We start from the raw sequence: 23,130 nt of genomic DNA on the forward strand, positions 1-23,130 counted from the left end.
TCCTGCCGAAGACCTGAAGCTGCTTAACGACGCCAGCGCACCGGCGCAATAACCGAGTCGCGAAGCCGGGTGGGCGCGTCAATTTCTTCACGGTCATCCGGTACGAAGCTGGCGAAGCTCATCCTCTCTGTCTCCGCTCTCACGCACTCCAGGACTATCTATACAGAATCGACAACCGCCGGCCGCGTCCGGCAGCTGTCGGCCACCTACGGTCGTTGGCCTGCACTCGCGCTCGGACATTCGAATGTCGGCTCCGTCCTGGTAACAGACCTTTGCGTGCCAATTGAGCGTGAGCACGGAAGTTGATGTTGGTCCGGCGTGTGCTCTGGATCGCCACGCGCAAGACCGGGATGTCCGCGCGGACCCCAACCGCGCAGGAGGGCGTCGCGCTGCGTGGCAATCACAATGAAACATCTGGATGGATCGGCAGCGTGAACTGAAAAACGGCGCCGCAGGGCACGTTCGCGCCTGCCCACAATCGTCCGCCGTGCGCTTCGACGATCGAACGGCAGATCGACAGCCCCATCCCCAAACCGGTGGACTTCGTGGTGTGGAAGGGAGCGAAAAGGAGCTCGGCGCGGTCCAGCGCAAAGCCTGGACCCGAATCGCGCACCGCCACGAGCACGTAGCCACAGTCGGCATTCCCGGTGCTGACTAGCAGTTCTCGCACGCCATCGCTAACGCCGCTCATTGCCTCGATCGCGTTGATGACCAGATTGAGGAGGACTTGTTGCAGTTCGACGCGGTCTCCCTCGACGAATTGCAGGCCGTCGGCGAGTCGCGTCTGCACCGAGGCGCCGTTCTTCATTGCTTCGCCACGGATGAGCTCAAGTGCCTCGCGAATCGCCGCGTTAATGTCCACCCTTTCCTTCCGCGGAGGCGCCTTCTTGATCAGTTCGCGGATCCGGCCGATCACGTCCCCCGCTCGATTCCCGTCGGCGACGATATGGAGGAGCCCCTCCCGGACCTCCTCCACGTCAGGAGGCTGGGCATTCAGCCACCGCAGCGCCGCCTGGGCGTTGGTGACCGTCGCGGCGATCGGCTGGTTGACCTCATGGGCGATCGAGGCCACGAGCTGGCCCAGGGTGGCGACGCGGTTTGCGTGCGCGAGCTCCGCCTGCAACTCGCGGTAGCGCCGCTCGCTCTCGCGGTGCATCTGCGCGTAAAGCCTCGTTATCTCATACAACAGGACAAACAGGACGAGACTGCCGGACAGGAGGCTGCAGACCTTGCCAGCATAAAAGCCGACACTGAAGCGGGCCGGAACCGGATACGAGATCAGGAAGAACTCTGTGACGTACGCGAACATCACCACCATCAGCCACAGATCAAGCACCGAACGCCGCCGGATCCAGAGCGCAACGAGCGCAAGGACGCTCAACAGTGCCATGGACCCGGCGGCATAAAGCCAGAGGGTAGAAAAACGGACCGTATCGAGCATCATGCGCGGCAGTAGCGCATTTCCCGCTGTGACAAGAAAAGTCGCTGCACACACGACGGCCGCCGTCAGCGCGACGCTCGAAAGGATGGCCGCACCTACTGAACCCCGCCACAACCGCTTCGCCGGATCGGCATCCTTCAACAGGGCATAAGCGGCGACGAACATGGCGAACCCGGCGTGCCACAGAATATAGAGCCAGTTTGTGCTCTGCAGCCCGGCGCCAAGCAGGCCACCCGGCGTGACGACGCCTGGAAAGGTCAGCATCCACGGGAATAGCATGAGCGCTGTGAAGAGATACCCACTCGCGATCACGAGGATGGCACGCGAACGCAGGATGGAGAACTGGGCGAATAGCAGAACAGCGGTGATCGAATCGTTCACGATCATCGCCGTGGCATAAGGCGGGATGACGTCGATCCGTCCCGGCTGGAGAGTCGAGACCGGCCCAGTCGTGATGAAACAGGAGACCAGAAAGGCGAGCACGACGGCAATGGCAAGCCGTCTTTGCGCCCGGCCGGGCGACAAATTCAAGAGGATGAAATGCTCGTCCTCCGGGACAACGGCGGCTGTCTTCACCATCGGAGCGACTCTTCGCAACGGCTGGAACGCGCGGCACCAAACCGGTACGTTTGCCACGCTTTGTCCCAAGCTGCCTCAATTCGCCGCCAATTCTGCCCATTGGGCTCGCCTGACGACGAGCAAGCAAACACGCGGCCTGTGAAAAGGCTGGATTGGAAGGATTCGTGCGGCGACGCATATGATCGCATCGGCGACCGACTTCAGAACACCTTTCTCGGACCATTGTGCCGACTCTCCCCGGCCCAACCAGTCACCCAGCGAGACCTCAATGTATCTCGTTTGCGGGCACTTGTCTTCATCTACGAAGCGACAGGCCTTGGCTGCCCGGATGCCGTTTGTGACGGACCGCTTCTAGCGAATTCCCGTCCCCGAGAAGCCGGCTTGGATGACCGGACCACTCCGTTACCTGCCGTTGAACCCCTGACAGCGCGACTGGCGGCAGTGGGTCGACTACGGCCGGTTGCGTCAGGCAGAGTCCATCGGCCATGGATTGACCGTCGTCAGCCGAAGTCGACAGGCCGTTACTCCTGTAAGAGCCACTCCTGGTATTTTGGAAGCCGACCTTCACTGGTCGAGCGAGATAAACTGGGCAACGGCTTGCCTCGTGAACACAGAAAACCGAATGGTTCGATTGCCTGGTTTCCCGGCAATTTCTGCATCTGGCTTCGCCTGTCATGTCATCGGCAGCGGTGGTACAAACGTTAGGTAGCAGTCTCGACCGCGTCTGCCACCCGACGAACGTCCGACATCTTTATTACATTACACCTCAATGTATTTTTCCGCGTGAATACGATCCAAATGCCATCTTCTATCGTTTCCATTACAAGGATCGGAGTGCTCGCCGCGTCGCTGTGCGGCATGCTGGCCATAACGAATTGCGCGAATGCCGCCGATAACGTGATCGTGCTCGATTCTGCTGGAGCGCAACTGACGCTGATCGACGAGGCCACGCACAAGGTTGTCGGCACAGAGCCGACCGGCAAGGAACCGCACCATCTGATGATCACGCCCGACGGCGGCTCCCTGATCGTTGCTGATTCGGTGTCGAACAACCTGATATTTGTCGACCCGCACACCGGTAAGGTGCAGCGGACTGTGCAGGACATCGAAGACCCGTATCAACTGGGCTTCTCTCCGGATCATAAGTGGTTCGTCACGGCCGCGCTGCGCATGGACCGCGTCGACATCTATCGCTATGACGGCACGAATATGGCGCTGGTCAAGCATATCGAACTGGCGAAGACGCCTAGCCACATGACATTCGCCTCGGACAACCGCACCGTGTTCGTCACGCTGCAGGATTCCGGCGAACTCGCGGCAATCGATCTGCCGACCCAGAAAGTGCTTTGGAAAATTCAGGTGGGCAATGAACCCGCAGGTCTGTGGATGACACCCGGCGACCGCTACTTGCTGGTCGGTATGACCGGCGAGGACGACGTGACGGTGGTGGACTGGCACAAGCAGCAGATCGTCAAGAAGATCCACACGGGCCGTGGCGCCCACAACTTCCGCAACCTCGACGACGGCAAGCATGTGGTGGTGTCCAATCGCGTCGAAAGCACGATCAGCATTATCGACTACACCACGCTCACCAATGCCGGCGATATCACCGGCCTGATGGCCGGGCCCGATGACATGGAACTAACTCCCGACAAGCGCTATCTATGGGTGGGATTCCGTTTCGCGAAGCATGTGGGCATCATCGATATGACCACGCGCAAGCTGATCGACACTATTGCGGTGGGCCGTTCACCGCACGGCATCTATTTCTACAACCGCGCGCCGGTCGTGTCGCCCAATCCAGACTAGGCTGGGCAAGTCGTCACAAACTTGCCATTACATGAGTACTGCCGGAACTTGCTAAAGCACGAGGATTCTGATGTTTCATGAAATCGTCGCCCAACTCGACAATATGGTGTCCGTACTGCAGACGCTGTTATATGTCGACGTCGTGCAGCCGTTTTTCTATCGCTTCGGCCTGATGGGTTACGACGAAGACACCTACGACGCACTGTACTGGGTGATCATCGGCGTGCTGGAAATCGTCGTGATGTATCTCGCTTTACGGCCGCTTGAAGCGCTGCGCCCCGTCGAGCAGTGGCAGGATCGCAAGGCGCTGCGCGCCGACGTGATCTACACGTGGATCGTCAAACTCGGCATCATCAACGTTGCGTTCTTTTTCATGCTGCAGCCGCTATTCAATCACTGGCAGAGTCTGATCTCGATCTACGGCATACCGAACATCGATATCGACAGCCTCTGGCCAGGCGTGACGGATCAGCCAGTCGTGTCGTTCCTGATCTACCTGGTCGTGCTCGATTTCGCCGGCTACTGGTATCACCGCTGGCAGCATCGTTTCGGCGTGTGGTGGGAGCTGCATGCGGTGCATCACAGCCAGCAGCAGATGTCGCTGTGGGCCGATGACCGCAACCACTTTCTCGACGACATCATCCAGGCAGCGTTCTTCGCGGCGATCTCGCTGTTTATCGGCGTGCAGCCGAACCAGTTCGTGGTGCTGGTCGCGGTCAGCAACTTCATGCAGAGCATCCAGCACGTCAATGCACGCCTGCCGTATGGCTGGTTGCTCGAACGCATCATCGTCAGCCCGATCTTTCACCGCCGCCACCACGCGGTGGGCTACGGCCATGAAGGCACGGTTTACGGCTGCAATTTCGGCGTGCTGTTTCCATGGTGGGACATGATGTTCCGCACCGTTTCATGGAACCCCGCCGTCGAGCCGACCGGCATCCGCGACCAGCTACCCGTGCCGCATGGCTCAGGGCGTTCGTATGGCGACGGATTGATCGCGCAGCAGTGGCACGTGTTTGGCCGAATTGTGAAGCGTCTGCGCGGGCAAAGGAATTACGCGGGTGGTGCCGTGGAGTGAGTGCAGCTGACACCGTGCAGCTTGTTACTGCGGTCGCACAGAGCTACGCCGCATGTTTGCGACCGGGTTAAAAGAAACCCGACAGCGCCGTCGGTCCCTGGTCGGCGCGCCCGGAGTTACGCACGTTTTGTAATCGACGGCTTTGGATGGTGCAGCGGACGGTCGTGAGTCGCACCCGGATGTCTCCAGTGGGTCGAGGCCGTGTGAAAACGCAAAACTACTCGGTTTTCGGGTGTCGCTTTGCCCTTCCCGAAGTGTCGCGAAGCCGATATGGCGCGATCTGAAGGGTCGTTTTTTTTGAACGTCACGTTCAGCATGCGTTTTCACACAACCTCGGCTAGTTGCGGCCGTTCGACATCAACTCCAAGATCGTTGACAATCGACGAACATACGCAGTTATACAGTTCATCTCGTATCGAATGGAAGTGCTTCATGTTAAAACCTGTAAGACATGTCGTTGCCGCGGTCGCGGTTGTGTTGTCTAGTTTTGCTGTGGCGGCGGAGCAGCAGGCGCCACACTAGCTGCCTGCGTCAACTGCCGCGACGTTCGAGAACGCGCCGGCGATCGTCGAGGGTGCTTTGGGCAAAAACGTCAAATCGACGATCTACGTCTTTATGGACCCGAACTGCATATTCTGTCATTACGCGTGGAAAGCATTCCAACCGTACGAGGCTGCCGGGTTGCAGGTGCATTGGATCCCGATGGGCTTCCTGAAACCGGATTCGCCAGGCAAGGCCGCCGCGTTGCTCCAGGCGCAGGATGGTCCGGCATTGATGCGTGAACTCGAGATGAAATTCTCCGAGAAGGACGAATCCGGTGGCATCAAGCCGTTGGAAAAGGTGCCGTCTGCGACGCAAACGAAGCTGAACGGCAATGCAAAGATGTTTCGAGACTTCGGCTTCGATGGCACGCCGACGATCATTTATATGACGAGCGGCGGCCGGTGGGCAGATGTCAGCGGCTTGCCGCCTTTGAGCTCATTGCCGACTATGCTGAATCTGCCGGAACAACCGATTACCGATCCGTCTTTGCAACGGTTCCGCTAAATATCATTCGCACGTGGTGCGAAGACGGCAATGCGGCGGTTCGGGGTCCTCTGCGAGGATCGCTTCCCCTCGAACTGGCCAAATTGTTTGCAACGGTTTTTTGCCTCGACATGCACCAGTCGCAATCGGCTGAGAGCGGCCATCTACGGGCGTTCGCTCTCACGCCTTGGCGGACATTCGAACGGCAGTTCCACCCAGACACCGGACCTTCGCCATGCCTACTTCGTCGGCGATTGGGAACGTCAGGTTCATGTTGTACTACATCATGATCGACTCGGGGCTGCGTTCTTTACGTAAGCCACGTGCGTCATCGCCGCGCGGGCGCCTACGTTATCTTCAAACGATCCGGAACTGCGGCGACCGCTGCGGTGTGCTGGCCGCCGCTTGAAAGCTTTTGTTCCTGCTCGTGAGCGAACCCGTTCAAAAAAGCATCGACGACCAAACGAACCTTTGCCTCCACGATCGACGCCTTGGGTGGACGTATGATTCCGAGCAGGAGCTGGTGCGATAAATTGAACGCCATCATGTCGTGAAAGAGGATGGCAGCCTCCTGCGCGTCGCAAGTACGCAGTTCCCCGCGTGCCTGACGCTCCTCGCAGAACTTTGTCATTGCCTCGTAAAAGATACGCGGTCCCCGATCGAACCACGTCTGTCCCACTTGTGGAAAGCGACTCGATTCGGCAATGGCCAAGCGCTGCAGCGCGATGGCTCGAGGATGCAGCACGGCCTTGTAGAACGTTTGCCCAATGCTGGTCAACGCCTGCCGCAGCGGCAGCGAGAATGCATCGGAGTCTGCAAATACGCTGGATATCTCGTCGCTGAGATATTCGACCGCAGCAATGAAGAGACTCTCTTTGCCCTTGAAATGCTTATACACATTGGACTTGGAGCCGCCTACCTCAGCGATGATTTCATCCAGGGTCACGCCATCGTAGCCGCGCGCCAAGAACATGTCCGCCGCAGTGCTCAGCAGTTCGCGGCGTCTTTGCGTCGATTTGCTCACCGGTAGACGCGATGGCAGTTTTTTTGAGGCAGGCGTCTTGCTAGTGGGCATGTAAACCTCTTTGCGTTTTCAACCGAACTTCCGATCGCTCTCGACCCAGCCTACCCTAGTGTAGCGTTCCATTCTGTTTGGAACTTCGGCGGCTATTCGGGCGAATGACCTTCTGTAGGATGTCGCGTGGGCTCCTGGTCCAGATGAACGGTTGGGGTTGGTGTTGTGATGGGCGACGAACTCATCGATGGCGCGACCAGTTCGGGCACGCCGCGGCAGCGCCGCTCAGTAATGATATCGCGGAAAGAGCGCTCAACCATGTTCAGCCACGACGCGGAGGGGGGCGTAAAGTACATGTTCAAGCGCGGAGGCTTCGCCAGCCAGGCCTGCACAGCCAGATGCTTGTGCGTGGCGTAGTGGTCAGCGATCAGGTGCAGCATCAGTCCCTCGGCGTTTCGCGATCGATCTGGCGCAGGAACTTCAGCCACTCGATCTAGGTGTGGCGCTGCTGGCGCTAACCGATGACTTGCCCGTCCAGCACGTTGAGCGTGGCAAACAGCGTGCTCGTGCCATAGCGCTTATAGTCGTGCGTCATGGTGGCACGCCCCTTCTTTAGCGGCAACCCGGGCTGCGCGCGGTCCAGCGCCTACTTGGCTCTTCTCGTTGCACCAAAGCACCAGCCCATGCTCGGGAGGCGACATGTAAAGACCCGCGATATCTTCGAGCTTCTCGACGAACTGCGGGGCGCGCGAAACCTTGAAGCCGCCGATGAGGTGCGGTTTGAAACCGTGCGCGCGCCAATGCCGTGGTCAACTCCACCAAACGTGCCAGTTCGACCTTGACCGGCGGCGCACCGCGCGGCAGGTCGCGCTCGACACCGGCCAGCCGCGATTGCACATACCGCTCACTCCAACGTGAGACAGAGCTTCGAGCGAACCAGCCTCGTCAGCTCGTCTCGCTCCTCATCGGTCAACACGATCTCTGGCGCAACTCGCACAACTCGGGGGGCAAATTGCACGACCTCTCGAGGCGATCACGCAGTGAAACTGCTCAATCCAGATAAGTTCCATCAAGAGAAGAACACTTCACTAGCCCTTGCCGCTTGCTCCCGCCGGCACACTCGAAATCGTACCGATTGGTACTAAAGCTTATAGACTTTCCTCCGCCCAATCGATCAAGCAAGGTGGTCAAAAAATAGTGTTTACCCTAATATCATCCTCCTTGCGTCGACATCTACTATGCTTGAACAATAGTACTGACCAGTACTAAATTGGCTTCATCGATCTGTACCCCGCGTTGCGGAGGTCCGCTCCATCAGCACGGACATGACGCATTGCTTCGGTACCAGGCGGTTTACAGCGAGTGCACTTTCAGAGATTCGACGTAGTGGATAATGCCAACTTAGAACAGGGGCTGACCGTACGGACCGCGCTGGCCATCGGCGAGGTCCTTGCAGGACACAGGACCTCTGGTCGCGCGAGCCTTCTGTTTGTTGGGCCGGCGGTCATCGCTTCCATTGCCTACATGGACCCCGGCAATTTCGCCACGAACCTTCAGGCGGGTGCCCGATACGGCTACGCACTGCTTTGGGTGGTGCTCGGCGCAAACATCGTCGCGATGCTGTTTCAGGCGCTATCGGCCAAACTGGGTATCGTCACGAACCGCAATCTCGCCGAAATGTGCCGCGAGCAGTTTCCATTGCCTTTGGTCTACGCGATGTGGGCCATCAGCGAGATCGCAGCGATGGCGACGGATCTCGCGGAATTTCTGGGCGGCGCGATAGGCTTGTCTCTGCTTTTCCAACTGCCGCTGATCGTCGGCATGGTGATTACAGGACTCGTCACGTATTCGATCCTGATGGCCGAAAGGCGGGGATTTCGTCCGGTCGAGCTCATCATCGGCGGTCTCGTCGCTGCCATTGCGCTGTCTTATCTGGTCGAACTGTCCATTGTTCATGTAGCGTGGAGCGCCGCCGTACACGGCATGTTCGTGCCACAGCTACCTACCCGTGATGCCCTCACAGTCGCGGTCGGCATGTTCGGTGCCACGGTGATGCCCCATGCCGTCTATTTGCACTCGGGACTGGTGCAGGACCGTGTACCCGCGCGTACTGACGCCGCTCGCAAAAGACTGGTGCGCTTCTCCAATCTCGAGGTGATCGTCGCGCTGGTACTCGCGGGGCTGGTCAACATGGCCATGGTCATCATGGCCGCCGGTGCGTTTCATACGGGTCATCCCGAGGTGGGTGAGATCGAAATCGCGTATCACACCTTGACGCCCTTGCTCGGCGCTGGCGCGGCCGGTGTCTTTCTTGTTGCGCTCCTTGCTTCCGGGATTTCGAGTTCGGTCGTCGGAACGATGGCGGGTCAAATGATCATGCAAGGTTTCGCAGGGTTTCGTATCCCCGTCTGGCTTCGCCGGACTGTAACGATGGTGCCGACGTTCGTCGTCGTCGCGTTCGGTGCCAACGCAACCGATGCGCTGGTCTATAGCCAGGTGGTTTTGAGCTTCGCCTTACCGGTTCCCATGATTGCATTGCTTATCTTCACTTGCCGGCGAGACATCATGGGACCGTTCGTGAACAGTTGGCTTGTGTCCGTCGCAGCGACTCTGGGAACCGGTGCGATTCTGGTTCTCAACGCCATTCTCTTGCTTCAGACCTTTGGCGTGAGCATTCCGAGGTTGCCGAGTACCGGATGATGGATGAGCAATCTTGACGCCCAGTACGCGGAATTCACCACCTCAGTCCCATTCAGTGAGTCGATTTCATGCCCGTTCTCATGAGAATGGTTTTTCAAACTAGTAAGGCTTTACCCAAAAATATTCACCAGGACAAGGAGATGCGATGATCCAGATTCCTAAGACAGCCCAGCCGGCACCCTTCCGCGTGACTCGGGCAAGCCACCTGACCTTTACCGTCCGTGACCTGGCGCGTAGCCGCGATTTCTATACGGAAGTCGTGGGCTTGACCGTGAGTGACGAGGACCGTGACACGATCTATCTACGAGGCGTAGAAGAACGCTCACACCATAGCTTGATCCTGAAGCGCACGGATGGCGCGCCCTCGTGTATCAGGACCGGGCTGCGGACCTATGATGATGATGACCTGGAAAAAGCCAAGTTCTTCTTCGATAAGCGCGGAATCAAAGCCGAATTCGTCGATGCACCGTTCCAATCACGCACCCTGCATGCATCGGACATCAGCGGAACCCCGCTAGAGTTTTGCTCCACCATGCCGCGCCTTGAACGGGTCGATCAGAAGTTCGAAAGTATTCGAGGCGGGGGTGCACTTCGCTTCGATCATTACCAGGTCACCGCCCCCGACGTCCAGCTGGCAGCAAGCTTCTACGCCGATTTCGGGTTTCGAATTCTGGACTACATGATCGTGGGCGATCAGCCGGTCGGCGTCTTTTTGCACGCCAAGGACTCTCAGTACGATGTCGTTCTTATCAAGCGCCCAGGACCCGCGTTGCATCATTTCGCATACGTCGTCCACGGTATCACTGAAATCATGAGGGCTTGCGATGTCGCCGGTAGCCTGGGCTTTGGCGACAACGTCGAGTTCGGGCCCGGTAGGCACAGTCTGGGACATTCGTACTATGTCTACCTGGTCGATCCGGACGGCCACCGCGTCGAATTGCTGCCGCCCCCGATCTACACCGGCGATGCGCAAGACGAGCCGATTGTTCATGACTTGACCAACATCTCCCGGGTAACCGAGTCGTGGGGACTCCCGCCGCGGTTGACCTGGCTGAAGAATGCTTCTTCCTTCCATGGCGTGGAACGCAGAAATCCGCCGCCCGGAGGACCCGAGCCGTCCCTAGAAGCCTATCTGGGAATGAGCTGAGGCCAGGCGTAGGTGAATATCTGATCGTTGCTCACGAGAGCAACGATCCATCTCATTTGATCAAGGTTAAGGTTTTTAGATATGGCACGTATCCCCTATGTGAGCAGAGAGACCATCCCGGACGGCAGAACAGATCTCTACGACCGGCTGATCGCAGAACGCGGTCCCAATCCCGAGCATATTTTCTTGGCGCTTGCGAACGCCCCGGCACTCACGGAGGCGGTTCTCGGAATGGCAGGCGCACTGCGCAAGCAGACCTCTTTTCCCAGAGTCTTCCGCGAACTTGCAGTGGTAATGGTAGGGGTCGTGACAAATGCGACCTACGAGGTGGACCACCATTGGAATGCGGCTCTGGGCGCGGGCGTACGACGCGAACAGCTCGAGAACCTGCAGGACTTTGAGGAATCGGAACACTTCACCGCCGAAGAGCGCGCCGTGGTTCGCCTGGCGAAAGAAGCAACCCTCGAAGGACGCGTCAGCGACAGTACATGGGACGCTACCGCCTTCCTCGGTCAGCAACAACGTCTCGAGCTACTTGTGACAATCGCCTGGTACAACTGCGTCGTTCGTATTCTTCTGCCATTGCAGATCGAAAAAGAATCGTGGTTCGTGCGCCAATAGTGTTTCCGCTTGACTCAGAAAGAATCCGATGAAACTACTCCGCTATGGGCCCCCAGGCCAGGAACTTCCGGCCATGCTCGCCGCTGATGGCTCCGTGCGTGCCTTGAGCCCGATTATCAAAGATATCGACGAGTCCGTGCTCTCGCCTGAGGGCATGCGCTTTCTCGAAGCGCTCGATCCACTGAAGCTACCAAGGGTGGACGCACCTGGGCGCATCGGCTCGCCACTTGGCGACGTCAAGGAAATCATCGCGGTGGGGCTGAACTACCGCCAACATGCGATGGAATCCAACTTGCCCATCGCTTCCGAGCCGGTCGTCTTCTTTAAGTCGACTTCATCCCTTTGCGGACCCGGCGACGACATACTCTTGCCGCCCGGCTCGACGAGTACGGACTGGGAGATCGAGCTCGGGATTGTCATTGGCAGCACCGCCTCGCGCATCGACAAGAGCGAGGCACGCAAGTGCATTGCCGGTTATGTCATGGTCAACGACGTGTCAGAGCGGCACTGGCAAGTCGAACGGGGCGGTCAGTGGAGCAAAGGCAAGTGCTTCGACACATTCACGCCGGTCGGCCCATGGCTCGTGAGTGCGAGTGAGTTGGAGTCCGGGTCGCTCGAACTGAAGCTCGATGTGAACGGCGCTGCGCGCCAGCGCGGTAATACGGCCGATCTGATTTTCGATGTCGATACGATCGTCAGCTATTGCAGCCAGTTCATGACACTACGCCCCGGTCATCTCATCATCACGGGAACACCGGCGGGCGTGGGCTTCGGTATGACGCCGCGAACGTATCTGGCGCACGGCGATGTCGTCGATATGTCGATCACCGGCCTCGGTACGCAACGTCACCTGGTGCGTGCCGCTTAATTTGCCACTGCTTTGCGCGGAACATGAACCATGAAGAAAATTACGCTCACATTCGATAATGGCCCGACGCCCGGGGTCACCGAGTCGATTCTGGCCATCCTGGCCGAGCGCGGTATCAAGACAACCTTCTTCGTCATGGGGAATCGCATAGGCGATCCCGTGGGTGCGGCTTTGCTCGACAAGATAGTCGAGCACGGCCATTGGGTGGGCAATCACTCATTCACTCATTCCGTCGCATTCGGAGAGAGCACTGAGCCAGGCTATGCGCTGCGCGAGGTCGGCGACACGCAGGCGCTGATTGCCGAGCGTGGCATATCGGAGCGCCTTTTCCGCCCTTTTGGCAATTTTGGTCTTCTCGGACCGCATTTGCTCAGCGAAGAAGCGCTCGCCCATCTGATAGAGCACCGTTTCACATGCATTGCGTGGAACAGTGTGCCGCACGACTGGGATGATCAGGCACATTGGGTAGAACGCTGCCTGTCGGACGTTGCAAAGCAGGACTGGACGGTCGTCGTTTTGCACGATATCGAGGACGCCTCGCTCGAAAGGCTTCCCGAACTGCTTGATGGTCTTGCAAAGCAGGGCATCGAAATCGTCCAGTCCTTTCCCGAAGAGGTCGTGCTGATCCGGGACGGGGAGCCGGTGTCGTTAAAGCCCACCCATGTGGCTGGCCGCAGTTGAGCACACGGCATGACGATCGGGAGAGGGACAATGGACGAGATGCAGGCAATCCTGGCGGAATGGAGCTGCGCCAAAACCATCCGGAAGTACGCTATCGCCGCGGACGGAGACGATGTCGAGGCGTTTGCGGACCTGTTCGAACCGGACGCTATCTGGCAGCGTCCCGACGGCAAGACGTACCGGGGCCATGGGGAGATTCGAGCGATCTACGCTGCGAGGCCCGCAGGGGGCTTCTCGCGCCACCTCGTGTCGAACATCGTGGTGGACCTGAATGGGGGCAGTGAATGAAACCATCGCATCGACGCTTGAAGTCGACATTCCTGAACCCGATTTACGATGCGCATCGCTCGTTGATCGACGCCATCGAGTCTCGCGCTCCCGATATAGCGGGAAAGGCAGTCCGAGACTTCATGAATTTCATCCTTGTCGCGCTGCCAGAGGTGTCTCGCTCATGAGCCCGGAAATTTCCGATTCTCTTGCAGACGAGCAGCTGATCGATGCACAGGTTGATTCCGTGCCGCCGCCCAAGGTTGAAGCACTCACCAGAGTTCGCGGGAAGGTATTGCTTGGAGCCAGCCTTGTCCTGGTCGCGCTCAATCTCCGTCCGCTGTTTTCGAGCCTCGGCTCGTTGCTGCCTGAAGTAGTCCGTGCAAATGGCCTTGCGCCCACGATGGCGAGCGCGCTCACGACCTTGCCCGTCCTGTGCCTTGGCATCTTTGCGCCGGCCAGTCCTGCGCTCGCACGCCGGTTTGGCGCCGAACGGATCATTTTCTGGCTGATGCTGCTGCTTGCGGCTGGTACCGTGTTGAGGGTGGCCGGTCCGGTCGTCGCGCTGTTCGCGGGCACGATCCTCGCTGGCGCCTCGATCGCGGTCATTAACGTGCTCCTGCCCGGCCTGATCAAACGGGACTTTGCCGAGCGTACTGGTCTGATGGCGGGACTGTATACAATGGCGTTGTGCGCGGGTGCCGCCATGGCGGCCGGATTGACCGTGCCACTCGAGCGGCGGTTCCACGGTGCATGGGCGCCCGCGCTGGCTTTCTGGGCATTGCCGGCTCTCGTCGCAGCGCTCTGCTGGCGTCCTCATTTGCAGTCGCCGCAGGTGGTCGGTCATCGAGGACGGATCGTGTCGCGCGGCCTGTGGCAGTGCCCGCTTGCATGGCAGGTTACGATCTTCATGGTGCTACAGTCGATGCTGTCGTTCACCGTATTTGGATGGCTGGCTCCAATCCTGCGTGATCGCGGTGTCTCGGCCGGCCACGCTGGACTGGTGGTGTCGGTCTCGGTGATCCTGCAAACATTGGCGTGCCTGGTAGCGCCTGGTATGGCAGCGAAGCTTCCAAGCCAGCGTGTACTCAATGCCGTCGTGGTTATGCTGGCTGTCAGTGGCTTCCTTGGTTGTTTGTTTGCTCCACTTTCAACGCTGTGGTTTTGGGCAGTTGTACAAGGGATCGGTCAGGGCGCGCTCACCTCGGTAGCGTTGACGCTGATTGTGCTGCGCTCGAAGAACGCGCACATTGCCGCCGAACTTTCCGGGATGGTGCAGGGAGTTGGCTATGGCGTCGGAGCGGCGGGCCCGCTGTTGGTTGGTGTGCTGCATGGATGGACGGGAAATTTCGTTATCGTGGGATGGATGTTCGCCGCGGTTGGTGTGGCTGCTATCATTTTTGGCTTCCTTGCTGGGCGCGCACGTCACGTGAAGGGTGTGTTGTACGAAATCCGCATGATCGAGCGGATAGTCAATGAAGCGTGACCCGGGTACAACGATGCGCTCGCACGCCTCTGATGGATCGTTGGGTGGTCATATACGGTCCGAGTGGAAAACTGACTGATAGCGCTGAATGCGCGGACGTCCGTTCCACATCTAAACCCGCCATAGTCGGTCTGACACGTTGAAGGACCGGTACGGGTCGTGCATGGCCGGTCGCCAGTACGTGCGGCTCCGAGACGCAAGCGGAGCGGCACTGTGAAGCGCTGGCAGCATGCGTGGCCAAACGTGGCTATGATTGGAGGCGGCGATCTATGCCGAACCAGAAAAGGAGAATGCCGGGATGATTCACGTCATTGCCACGATCACTGCCCAGCCGGGTCAACGGGACGCCGTGCTGGCACTATTCGCCAAGAACCGCCCAGCGGTGCTGGCGGAAAACGGATGCATCAGCTACGAGGCGGTAGTCGACGTACCGAACTTCGGGACGATTCAGACACCGCTCGGCAATGACACATTTGCCGTAATCGAGCGCTGGGAAAGCGCCGAAGCGCTGAAGGCGCATGCGGCCTCTGCGCACATGGCCGAATATGGACGCAATACCAAGCCGTTGCTGGCTAGCCGCGTCATCAATGTGCTGCAGGCTTGCTAAGGCGGCGACTCGCACCTGCCGCGTGTGTTAGCACGGGATAGCGCGCGGCCGTGCGCTTAAATGATCAACGCACGGCGAAGGTAGCATGCGGCGCCCCGTGCGAAACGTTCACCATCGGTCCCAGACCAGCGCGTTCGTCCTTGTCGAGCGGCAAAGATAAATATTTTTCGAGCGGCACGCCCCCTTCAGGTGATTCGCTGTCGGGCCATGTGCCGCCATTCGATGAACATGTGTGACTGACTGTCCGCTTCCCTGTGAACTTGAGCCGATAACGTCCGGCCCTCCGGGAACCTCTCGAGGCGCCACCTCAGAAGTTTGGCGCTGCGGATCTATTGGACCAACGCTCGTTCATCGGCCAGTCCGGTCATTCGAGCCTTTCAGTATTTGGCCAATTTTGAATGACCGGTCTGAAAAATCGAACAGGCGCTAACGCCCCCTTAGCCGCCAGTGCAAGGAAGAGCGCGAATGCCAATGGCATCTTGATTGCGCAGGTCAACCGCGCTCCGACGTGCAGCCGGACTGATACGAAATTCGCCAGGCGGCGCTCAGGTGTTGATCCAGACGCGCGCCTGCTCTAGCTCGTTGACGTGGAACGCCTTGACTTCGCCCTTCGTAAAGAACCGCGCCAGATGCGTCGAGGCACGGATCCAAGCCCGCATCGGCGACCACGGCGGCGCGCGTCACCTTGCGGGCCACGGAAACGCCGAGCGTTATATCGGTCCACAGCGCCTTCGGCTCGATGCCGGTGAAATGCTCGATGCGTTCGAGCACGCGGGTCTTGCCGTTCAGTTCGAGATCACCACGCATGCGCTCAATGGCTTCGCGCAGATCGTGGTCGGTGATTTTGCCTTCGACGGAAATTTCGATGACAGGGGAATCGGGCTCGGTGTGATACAGGATCATGGCAAGACCGCCTGACTTGGGAGACGTTACACGCTCAGGCGCGGCGCGGATAAGCCTAGCGTTCGCTAATTTCTTCACGATACCCCTTTTCACACGGCTCGGTTAGCCAGGTTTAACGCCGTTTAGAGTACGCTGACGGCCCCGCCCCGTTACCATCTTCCCGCCCATGCGACACGTGTCGCTGCATGGCCAACCGTTCAGTTGGAGTAAGAGCAGGGACGTGCGGCGCCTCGCGGCCAGGAACGGTCCTTCATAATCGGTTCGCGAATGTCCGCTGACCAGGGGCGAGCCGCCCTTCGGCGCACTAAGGACGCGCTGAACAATGTGCCTCGCATACACGGTTGCCGTGCGAATCAATGCGACGATCGGGTGGCGGGCAGTGGCCGATGCTGAATACCGGGCCTCGACAGCCTTTGGAAGGCGCGTTTTGCGAGTATCTGCGCATTTAAGACGTACCTTGGGCTTCGATGGCCAGCTGTCGCAGAACAGTGCATCAGTTGCTTGGACTCGTATCTGTTGTCGAGCCCGAGCAACGTATCCGTCACTGCCAGATTTCCGGGTTTCGAGATACACCCCGCCGCTGGCGCCGGGGTATTGAAGGCTGGACCGCATATCAGGCGTACGCAGCGCTGCCCGTCCAGGTCAATGCGTCGCGATCAGCGACGTCACGCCCCGCAGCGTATTGCGCGAATGCCATTGCAGATCATGGAGGTTCGTCAGGCGCAGGTTCGGCATCCGCTTCAACAGCGTTTCCAACGCGGTTTCCAGCTCGAGCGTTGCAAGACGCGCGCCGAGGCAATAGTGAATGCCTCCGCTGAACATGATCGACCGGTTCGTGTTTTCCGGCCGCTCGATGATCAACTCGTCCGGCTTATCGAAGTGCGCCGGGTCGCGGTTCGCGGCGCCGAGCAAAATAAAAACGATTGTGCCCTTGGGCAACGTGACGCCATCGACTTGCGTCTCCTCGAGCGCCACCCGCGCCACGAATTGCACCGAGCTGTCATAGCGCATGCATTCGCTGACCGCTTGCGGCAGTAGTTCCGGATGCGCTTTCAGCTTGTCGAGCTGGTCGGGGTGCCGATGCAGGCTGATCAGCGCATTGCCGATCATGTTCGACGTCGTCTCGTGACCGGCAAAGAACAGCAGGATCACGTTCGAAACGATTTCGTCCTCACTGAAGGCGTCGCCGTCGTCGTTCACCGACAGCAACGTCGAAATGAGATCGGTTCCGGGCTTTCTCCGACGCGCCGCGACGACGTCCTTGAAATAGGCTTCCAGCTCGCGGGCCGCCGCGTTTGCGCTGGCGAGCCGGTCCGCATTCAGCGGCGCGACCTCGAGCGACTGCACCAGTTCACCGACGTGGGAACTGAGCATCGACGCATCATCGATGCGCACATCCATCAGCCGGCAGATGATCCTGATCGGCATCGGCACGGCGAATGTCGACACGAGGTCGAACGGCCGGTCCGCGGGCAACGCGTCGATTAGCTCGTCGGCGACCGCCTGCGTAACCTCGCGCAGCAAGTCGATCTGCCTCGCATTGAACGCCTTCATCAGCAGGGCGCGCAGCCGTGTATGCGCGGGGGGATTCATCATCAGGAACATTCGCGACATGGCCTGAAATGCCGGTTGATGGACAGCTTCTTCCCCATACCGGACGCGGACGGTGTCCAGATAGCCCTTTCCCATATTGCGGTCGACCAGCAGTGCGTGGATGATGTCGTAGTGCCCCGTGATGAACGTATTGGGCGCGATCGGAACGAGACGGCCTTCGTCCCTGAGGCGCTGATACAGGGGATACGGGTCCCTATAGAAGTCGGCGGATGACAGATCAGTGAATTTCATGCGATAAGCCTGGACGGATAACGGGTTCATTCGATGCCGCAAACGGCGTGCGCTTCGATAGGTCCGAGGTCGTCGCCAATTGAAAGCTTGGCAAACCTGGGGGCGTCCTTCGGGCCAAAGGGAAAGGCAACTGAGCTGATAGCCTCCGCACACAGTGCGATGATAGGCGAGAGAGTTGACCGGATACTGACCGGTTCATTACCCTTCTGAAATTCACGCTATTTGTGGTTTGCGTACCGTCGCGGGAAACAGCGCATCGTCCGTGAAGCTAGCCGACGGGCGTCAAAATAGTAAAGCGGACTCCCATGAGTGGCGGGTTGCGCGTCGACCGCCGGCCATCCACGGTCGTTCTTGCCTGCGTTCGAGCGGACGTCCAAACAACGTCTCCGGCCGCACAACGGACCTTGGCGTGCGGGAGCACGTCATCCTGTAATCCTGCGCGCAACTCATCGAGGGGCGGGCGTGCGATCCGGGGTGGAAATACGCACCAGCAACCGTCGTCGTGCTGAAAAAAGAAGATTGCGCGCGAACTGCCCGGAGTGGAAGCTTCGACGTGCACGTAGCGGCTCCTGTCGGCGGGCATATGGCCGAACCGGATTACGCGGACCCGCACGTACGGAGCGGGCGCAATCCACTTTTCGACCTGATGATGCAAGGACCTCTGGGCGGTATTCACGTCAACTCCTACAGCCTCGCCCTTCGTCCTCACTTATCCCGCCAGCGCCTCGAGCGCAGTCACCGCGTGGTGCCGCGGGGGATTCAGAGCAGAAGCAGAGAGAAATTCTTGATAGTTCATACTTCTAACAATAGCCTTCGGGTCACGCACAATCTCCGCAACGGGCGGAAAGCTGCGCTAAGCGGCCGACCCGTGCGTGCGGCGAGATGCGAATTCGGCACGCGCAAGTCGAGTACCATCACTCGAAGGCTGTGTATCAGTGACCAAAGTAGATTGAGTGAGTGCCTGCGACGGTCGTCGGTGCACCCGCCTGCGAGGAGCCGATCGACACCCCACCGAATGACGTGTAACCCTGCGTCGTAGTGTCCTGCGATGCGAGACGCGCCTCCGCAGCCTGAATATCCGCCGGATAGTGCACATCGTTGATGCTCGGGCGATAACCCGCCTGTTCAACTTGCACTAGGTCGGCTTGCACTTCAGCACGCGTCATCGGCGCAGTAGCGTTCTGTGCAAAGGAAAGCGCCGGGGCGGCCAGTGCGCTGGCAACCAGCGCTGCATAGATTAGGGTCTTCATGGTGAATTGCCTCCTGAACTGTGGTCGGCGTCACTCACTATGAATGAAGCCTCTGGACTCACCGCCAACGTGAGGAGATGAGTTACCTTTATTCTGTGCCGAGGGTGGTTGCGCGATGTTGACGCTCGCATTACGTTTTCGCCATCTTTGTATAGTGCTTGCCTCTCGCCGTGAGCAGTTGTGCATTGCCCATATGCCTAGCGCGTGGCGCGTTGAGCGGCAATGTTTGAAAACCTGGCTACCCGAAGGAATGAATGACCGCTGTACCCCTGGAAGCTGGCGGTTAGGCGGCATCCAGTCCACCGTCCCTTGTGGGTCGAGGCTGTGTGAAAACGCAAAAGTACTCGGGTTTCAGGTGTCGCTTTACCCTTCCCAAGTCACTGCCAGGCCAATACAGCGCGATCTGAAGGGCCGATTTTTTCGTGAACCTCATTCAACACGCGTTTTCACACAGCCTCGGTCGATTTGCGACGGTGATCATTGACTAGCGCCCCGCAGCCTTTTAAGAGAGGAGCGCGCCACGCCCTCCAGTTGAATTCTGTGAGCCTGCACAACTACGTGAACTCGGCAGGCTCTCGTGATCATCGATCAGATAGTTCTTGTTTGCGAGCGTCATGATGCCTATGCGCATTGCCGGAACGAATGCGACATACGTCCCGAAGCCGATTGTGGAACCGGTATTGTTGATCCAGACATTTTCCGCAGGAGCCTTGGGCGGGCTGATAGCAGTCAGGCGCGTCGCGTTAAGGACCCACGCCGCCGACATGCGGATGGCTCGTCCGCGTAATCCTGCGCGTAGTCCGGCATCTTTGTTGCCGGCACCTCGAGATACGTATTCTTCGTGCCGAACGCGGAGAACAGGCGCTCCTCCATTAGCGCGGTGAAGCTGCGCCCCGTGCTTTGCGCGGTGATCGCGCCGAACGTCCCGATATCGGGGTTCGAATAGGTGCGATACGTCCCCGGCCGATAAGCCGCGCGCCACGCCTCGAAATAGGCGAGCAACTGGTCTTCGTCGTGGATGTTGTCAGGAACCTTCAGCGGTGCCCGCTGGGGGTGGCTGAGGTGCAAACTCTGTAGGCGGGCGAGAAATCGCCCATGTTTCGGAGACCTCAACGAGCTGAAAGAACCGCCATGCAAATCGAGGGCGAAGCGGTATCTTTGAGGTGCATGCTGGTGAGATCGAACTGGCCTTTGCGAATGCGATGCATCAGTTCGATGCCGGAGAGCGTAACGGCGGCACTGCGGAACCGCTTGAACCTGAGCATCACGTTCACCTGCGATTTGATGTGGCGGTGATCCTGGTCGGGTAGCAGCAGCGCATTGCTGCGCTGCTGCCCCCTAAGAACCGTACGTGCGCCTTTAGGAGCATACGGCTCAAGCCTCTGCAAAGGCATCTGTCGACACCCGGTAGTACAACTTCATTTTCCGGCGTACTGCGGATTTCTACGGCAATTGAGATGGTTAACCTGGAGGTTGCTTGCTGCATCCGTGCCGCCGTCAGTTTGCTTCACAATATGCGTAACATCCCAGCGGGTGTTCATTGTGATGGGCTGCTGACAGTTGGAACACATGCCATCTTGCCTTACCCAGACACGGTACAGCTTACGGCGACCGCGCGTCGAGTTCAGCATCTTCTGGCCCCATCGGGATTCGAAGTATGGTGCCCATTGCGGATCGTGCGGATTTGCGCCCGCTCGGATCTTGATGTGCCGTTTTATTGGAGTGTCCGATTCCTTCAGCAAGGTGACCTCTCTTGTCGTGCCATCCTCTTGTTTTTCTGTGACGGCAAATACCCAGTCGCGGAGACCTTTGGTTTTGAAGTATTTCGTTTTTATCCATCGGGCGCCTTTGTTAGGGTGCCTTCTTGCCGCCCATCGCCATAGCATTGACCAGACCTCGTGATCAACCCGATCGAAGGTCTTCTTGGCGACTACATGGCTATGATAATTCGACCATCCTCGTAAAACAGGATTGAGCAGCTTTACCAGGTTCGCCTGTTTAGCCGTCTTGTTGGCCTTGATGATTTCACGAATTTTGTCAAGATGTGCCTTGACGTTCGCTTTCGACGGCTTCATCAGTAGCTTGCCGTTGTACTTGCGAATGTTCCATCCGAGGAAATCAAACCCATCCTTGATGTGCGTTATCCTGGTCTTTTCTGGTGATAGGACCAGCCCGCGTTCCGCCAGGAATTCAGCTACTGCCGGCCTGACTTCATGTTCCAGCCACTCTTTCGAGTGGCCGGTAATAATGAAATCGTCCGCGTAACGCACCATGTTCATTTTCAGACCTCTCTGCCTGGCCCGCGGAAATTTCTCCGCTAGCATCGCTTCGAGGCCATCGAGCGTCATGTTGGCTGCCACCGGGGAAATAATTCCCCCTTGCGGGGTGCCGGCGTCAGTGGGGAAGAGTTCGTTTTGATACACGTATCCCGCTTTGAGCCACTTCTTTAGAATCACCTTGTCCGTGGGGATATTGGCGATCATCCAGTCGTGGGAAATTTTGTCGAAACAGCCGTGGATGTCGGCCTCCAGCACCCATTCCGCACTCGCCTTTTTTGCCAGAGAAATGAAGCATTGTCCTCCAGCGTCAGCAGTAGAGCGTTCCGGTCTGAACCCATAAGAATTCAGATCGGCGGTGGTTTCCGCCACGGGTTCCAACGCCAGCAGATGTAACGCCTGCATGGCGCGGCATTTCATCACGGGTATGCCGAGCGGCCTCGTCTTGCCGTTTTTCTTCAGAATAAAAACTCTCCGAAGCGGAAGGGGCGAATAACCCCGCCTCTTCAACGACGCAATCGCGTTGGCCTTTGCCGCCGGTGTTTTCCACGTTACCTTGTCCACACCGGGGGTGTTCCTGCCTTTGTTTTCAGTCACCCGCTTGACGGCTAATGCACGGCCGCTGAACGAGTGGGTCAGCAGCCATTGCAGGGCTTTCACCCTGTTATGGCGGCCGGCCTGTACCGCCTTCACCATACGCGACTGCAGCCTTCTTACCTGACGTTGAACATCGGCCCAATTGATGCCGTCCCACGTCACGCCAGAAGGTGCACGCGCCCGTGTTGCTGCACTCATTTGCTTTCCTTCCGTATAGATGGTTCTGCAAACTCTCTGGTGAGGAGAGACCACGAGGAAGTCTGCCCGCTTTCGCGTCGGGTGATGTTGCAACCCGTATCCCGTCCATTACAGCCGGGCGTTCGCTTTTTCCCCGATCCTGTGCCCGCACCGCCAAGGGCAGACCTCGCGGCCTGCTGTCCCCGAAGGGAGCGATACGGGGTTTCCACGTTCCGCTTATGGAAGTACGTCGGGTTAGGTGCCTGCTCTGGGCCGGGAGGTATATGGGTCACGAACGCGTAATCGAGAAACGCTGTTCCCACCTCCAGTACCGTTTTGGTTCGAGCGCGGTAGCCATTTCCGCTCGTTCAACCTAACGACCCTATTGCAGGTTCAAATGTTTTCACCATACCGACTATCTGGCACTCATCCGGCGTATGGCTGCCAGAAGGGTACGCCTCTCGCGATTGATACCCCGCGCCTTGCGGCGCTTCGTTGCGTTGTCAGAGCCGCTCTTGATTCAGGCTCCTGGATTCACCGGGTGACACCGGTGGTTCACTCCTTCTATGCGGCGAGAAGGGCGAACAACTTCTGTAAGCGACTTCGTGTCGCACCTCAATCAGGTTATTCAGGTACTTCGAGGATCGCAATTTCGTTCGCCTGGGTAGCGACCCGTCGGTCTTCATCTCGCGGACCGCCCGATGAGATGCCGCGTAGCCGTCCAGCGTGATCGTCGCAGGAGCGCGTCCCTGAGTTC

Annotated in this window: 17 protein-coding genes and 4 pseudogenes; 11 read left to right on the forward strand and 10 right to left on the reverse strand. The window is 58.6% G+C overall.

Annotated elements, in window-relative coordinates; genetic code table 11:
• Positions 1 to 400 precede the first annotated feature (400 nt).
• On the reverse strand, positions 401 to 2,020 hold the full coding sequence (locus P0D89_RS42150) for a sensor histidine kinase (RefSeq protein WP_408367568.1): 1,620 nt from the start codon (positions 2,018 to 2,020) through the stop codon (positions 401 to 403).
• Positions 2,021 to 2,818: 798 nt separating this feature from the next.
• Here P0D89_RS42150 and P0D89_RS42155 point away from each other — a divergent pair.
• The 3 genes from P0D89_RS42155 (at position 2,819) to P0D89_RS42165 (ending at position 5,954) form a co-directional block, all read left to right on the forward strand.
• On the forward strand, positions 2,819 to 3,829 hold the full coding sequence (locus P0D89_RS42155; protein ID WP_408367570.1) for a YVTN family beta-propeller repeat protein: 1,011 nt from the start codon (positions 2,819 to 2,821) through the stop codon (positions 3,827 to 3,829).
• Between the two features lie 70 nt (positions 3,830 to 3,899).
• Positions 3,900 to 4,907: a sterol desaturase family protein gene (locus tag P0D89_RS42160; RefSeq protein WP_408367572.1), complete on the forward strand. Its 1,008-nt coding sequence runs from the start codon at positions 3,900 to 3,902 to the stop codon at positions 4,905 to 4,907.
• Positions 4,908 to 5,486: 579 nt separating this feature from the next.
• Positions 5,487 to 5,954, forward strand: coding sequence for a thioredoxin fold domain-containing protein (locus tag P0D89_RS42165; protein WP_408367574.1), 468 nt, complete (start codon positions 5,487 to 5,489; stop codon positions 5,952 to 5,954).
• Between the two features lie 325 nt (positions 5,955 to 6,279).
• On the opposite strand, the gene P0D89_RS42170 is transcribed toward P0D89_RS42165, so the two are convergent.
• Together P0D89_RS42170 and P0D89_RS42175 are read right to left on the reverse strand one after the other, a co-directional pair.
• A complete protein-coding gene (locus P0D89_RS42170; RefSeq protein WP_408245462.1) occupies positions 6,280 to 7,008 on the reverse strand; it encodes a TetR/AcrR family transcriptional regulator in 729 nt (242 codons plus the stop codon).
• A 92-nt stretch (positions 7,009 to 7,100) separates the two neighbouring features.
• Positions 7,101 to 7,388 (reverse strand): transposase, encoded by a 288-nt coding sequence (locus tag P0D89_RS42175; protein ID WP_408367576.1) that lies wholly within the window; start codon positions 7,386 to 7,388, stop codon positions 7,101 to 7,103.
• Positions 7,389 to 8,334: 946 nt separating this feature from the next.
• Between P0D89_RS42175 and P0D89_RS42180 the strand changes: the two genes are divergently transcribed.
• The 8 genes from P0D89_RS42180 to P0D89_RS42215 all read left to right on the forward strand — a co-directional run bounded on the left by P0D89_RS42180 (position 8,335) and on the right by P0D89_RS42215 (position 15,325).
• Entirely contained in the window at positions 8,335 to 9,648 is a 1,314-nt protein-coding gene (locus P0D89_RS42180; protein ID WP_408367578.1) for an Nramp family divalent metal transporter, read from the forward strand.
• Positions 9,649 to 9,793: 145 nt separating this feature from the next.
• Positions 9,794 to 10,795: a VOC family protein gene (locus tag P0D89_RS42185; protein WP_408367580.1), complete on the forward strand. Its 1,002-nt coding sequence runs from the start codon at positions 9,794 to 9,796 to the stop codon at positions 10,793 to 10,795.
• 81 nt (positions 10,796 to 10,876) lie between these two features.
• The gene (locus tag P0D89_RS42190) at positions 10,877 to 11,416 is read left to right on the forward strand and encodes a carboxymuconolactone decarboxylase family protein (protein WP_408245455.1); all 540 of its coding nucleotides are present in this window, start codon (positions 10,877 to 10,879) and stop codon (positions 11,414 to 11,416) included.
• 28 nt (positions 11,417 to 11,444) lie between these two features.
• Positions 11,445 to 12,284: a fumarylacetoacetate hydrolase family protein gene (locus P0D89_RS42195; protein ID WP_408367582.1), complete on the forward strand. Its 840-nt coding sequence runs from the start codon at positions 11,445 to 11,447 to the stop codon at positions 12,282 to 12,284.
• A 30-nt stretch (positions 12,285 to 12,314) separates the two neighbouring features.
• Entirely contained in the window at positions 12,315 to 12,965 is a 651-nt protein-coding gene (locus P0D89_RS42200; protein WP_408367584.1) for a polysaccharide deacetylase family protein, read from the forward strand.
• Between the two features lie 30 nt (positions 12,966 to 12,995).
• Complete coding sequence (locus P0D89_RS42205) at positions 12,996 to 13,253, forward strand: nuclear transport factor 2 family protein (protein ID WP_408367586.1); 258 nt, start codon at positions 12,996 to 12,998, stop codon at positions 13,251 to 13,253.
• A gap of 163 nt (positions 13,254 to 13,416) precedes the next feature.
• Positions 13,417 to 14,718 (forward strand): CynX/NimT family MFS transporter, encoded by a 1,302-nt coding sequence (locus P0D89_RS42210; protein ID WP_408367588.1) that lies wholly within the window; start codon positions 13,417 to 13,419, stop codon positions 14,716 to 14,718.
• Between the two features lie 253 nt (positions 14,719 to 14,971).
• Positions 14,972 to 15,325, forward strand: a complete 354-nt coding sequence (locus P0D89_RS42215) for a putative quinol monooxygenase (protein ID WP_317016156.1) — start codon at positions 14,972 to 14,974, stop codon at positions 15,323 to 15,325.
• Between the two features lie 545 nt (positions 15,326 to 15,870).
• Here P0D89_RS42215 and P0D89_RS42220 read toward each other — a convergent pair.
• The 7 genes and pseudogenes from P0D89_RS42220 to P0D89_RS42250 form a co-directional block, all read right to left on the reverse strand.
• Positions 15,871 to 16,228, reverse strand: a pseudogene (locus tag P0D89_RS42220) (SpoIIAA family protein).
• Between the two features lie 642 nt (positions 16,229 to 16,870).
• Positions 16,871 to 18,073, reverse strand: coding sequence for a cytochrome P450 (locus P0D89_RS42225; protein ID WP_408378492.1), 1,203 nt, complete (start codon positions 18,071 to 18,073; stop codon positions 16,871 to 16,873).
• A gap of 932 nt (positions 18,074 to 19,005) precedes the next feature.
• Positions 19,006 to 19,323 (reverse strand): DUF4148 domain-containing protein, encoded by a 318-nt coding sequence (locus tag P0D89_RS42230; RefSeq protein ID WP_408378495.1) that lies wholly within the window; start codon positions 19,321 to 19,323, stop codon positions 19,006 to 19,008.
• Between the two features lie 502 nt (positions 19,324 to 19,825).
• Positions 19,826 to 20,322, reverse strand: a pseudogene (locus P0D89_RS42235) (serine hydrolase); the annotation flags it as partial.
• Between the two features lie 110 nt (positions 20,323 to 20,432).
• Positions 20,433 to 20,678: pseudogene (locus P0D89_RS42240) on the reverse strand (DDE-type integrase/transposase/recombinase); the annotation flags it as partial.
• A 63-nt stretch (positions 20,679 to 20,741) separates the two neighbouring features.
• On the reverse strand, positions 20,742 to 22,394 hold the full coding sequence (gene ltrA / locus P0D89_RS42245) for a group II intron reverse transcriptase/maturase (protein ID WP_408378499.1): 1,653 nt from the start codon (positions 22,392 to 22,394) through the stop codon (positions 20,742 to 20,744).
• Between the two features lie 584 nt (positions 22,395 to 22,978).
• Positions 22,979 to 23,130, reverse strand: a pseudogene (locus tag P0D89_RS42250) (IS6 family transposase); the annotation flags it as partial.

It is taken from the genome of Paraburkholderia sp. RL18-085-BIA-A, from assembly GCF_046027075.1.
Classification (GTDB): Bacteria; Pseudomonadota; Gammaproteobacteria; order Burkholderiales; family Burkholderiaceae; genus Paraburkholderia.